Below are 1,292 nucleotides of genomic sequence, written 5' to 3'. Positions count from 1 at the left end.
AGAAAAGTCTTAACTATGAAAATAGAACCTTAACGACTGGATTTTTTACGTGAAGATTTTGCAAACCAAAGTCTCTTGACTATGATTCGTGAGATCTTATAAGAGGTCTCTTTCCATAAAGAGGCCTCTTTTTATGATTTAGAAAATCAGATTAGTATCCCAATAATTTTCTTAAATAGTTAATATCCAAGGCTGCTTTGTAAAGTCTTCTTTTTAGACTCAGTTTGTCTTTTTGTTCTGATACGATATGTAAAGCTACTTTTCTAAGCACTGACAAGTTTTGCGAGGAGTATCCTTTCCTTGCCCTGCAATTATCCTCTTTAAAAGTAACATCCAGGTGCCAATGAAGTTGGTTTTCAATGCTCCAGTGTCCCCTTATCAGCTTTTGAAAGTAAGACGCGCTTAATCCGATCTCATCACTGATATAATATCTGGTTTCATAGGTTGTCTTCCCGTTTATTTCCCGACTTGACTCTATTTTTATAATCGTGCCCAGTCCCCTCCAAGATCGAATAGTTTCCGCAAGCAGATATTCCCTTGCAGGAAGAATGCAGCACTTCCTGACCTCTATCCTTCCATGATCTTTATTTACGCTCGTATCTTTATCAAGGCCGCCGTTTACTTTAAATGCACATTCAATATCTTCATACAGAGATTTCTGATTGCCCTTTACCGACAACAAATAATGGCCTTTCTTATCAAGTATTAAGTCAACGATCTCTCGCTGTGTCCCCATGGCATCTATGGAGACAATCGCCTCTTCAATGTCAATCTCCGACAAGACAGCAGGGATGGCTGTTATCTCATTAGACTTGTCTTCTACCTTTCCTTGAGAGATACAGAACCTATTCTCGCTTACCCAAGCATTCAGGATATACAGACCTTTATTTCCTGTGGAAGTCGGAGATGTCCCACCTTGTTTCTTTCCATCTATAACAATCTGCTTTTCTGATAAATCAGACAGGATTGATTTACCATAACTGCGAAGACAATGTTCCAATTCTGATGGTTCAATACGCTGGAATACACGCTCAAACGTATCTTCTGATGGTACACCGTTTGGTAGAGAAAGCAAATCATTCAACATTTCTCCACGCTCTAAAGCAAACAGACGCATATCTTCATAATCTGTTCCGCCTGTCAGATAAGTACACAAACCTATCATTAATATATCTGACAACAAATGTAGACAGCGACCTGTTACACGAGGATCTGTCACTTCTGAAAAATAATTAGAGGTATTCATTTTGCAATGATAAACTTTTTAGAGGAATTTTGGTGCGGTCGCCCTG

Annotated in this window: 1 protein-coding gene; it reads right to left on the bottom strand. The window is 38.8% G+C overall.

The genetic code is table 11. The features are described from left to right. Positions 1 to 151: 151 nt before the first annotated feature. Positions 152 to 1,246 (bottom strand): ISAs1 family transposase, encoded by a 1,095-nt coding sequence (locus DXA15_RS25020; RefSeq protein WP_128135842.1) that lies wholly within the window; start codon positions 1,244 to 1,246, stop codon positions 152 to 154. Positions 1,247 to 1,292: the final 46 nt, after the last annotated feature.

The sequence above is a fragment of the Parabacteroides sp. AM58-2XD genome (assembly GCF_003463685.1).
Taxonomy (GTDB): domain Bacteria; phylum Bacteroidota; class Bacteroidia; order Bacteroidales; family Tannerellaceae; genus Parabacteroides; species Parabacteroides segnis.
This window is presented reverse-complemented; position numbering and strand designations above follow the sequence as displayed.

Bases quoted from the DNA above. Each gene is read 5' to 3' on its own strand.
- DXA15_RS25020 (WP_128135842.1), bottom strand. From the start codon at position 1,246: ATGAATACCTCTAATTATTTTTCAGAAGTGACAGATCCTCGTGTAACA.